Origin of the sequence: Achromobacter sp. SIMBA_011 (assembly GCF_046535435.1) — a bacterium.
GTDB classification, from domain to species: domain Bacteria; phylum Pseudomonadota; class Gammaproteobacteria; order Burkholderiales; family Burkholderiaceae_B; genus Achromobacter; species Achromobacter dolens.
On sequence record NZ_JAWRWN010001237.1, the window covers coordinates 1 to 235 of the forward strand.

General features: G+C 63.4%; 1 pseudogene. It reads right to left on the reverse strand.

Annotated elements, in window-relative coordinates:
- Positions 1-218, reverse strand: a pseudogene (locus tag SB816_RS35005) (hypothetical protein); the annotation flags it as partial.
- Positions 219-235: the final 17 nt, after the last annotated feature.

Here is a 235-nt window from a genome sequence, read left to right on the forward strand (position 1 = left end):
GTGAGCAGTACCGGGGAAGTGTCGGCGAACAGGTTCGAATAAAGATCGGCGGCCGCGATCAGCGCCTGAGGCGTGTTTGCGTCGGCCCCCAGCGCCGCGCTGAAGAGCCAGATGAAGACCGTCGAGTGCAGACGATGCTGCGGCTTGTCAACGAACCACTGCAGCGAGTTCGGGAGGTTGCCGCACGGCGAGCGCTTGCCGTGGATCGTCTGGTACATCTGGCGCGTCTTGCTCT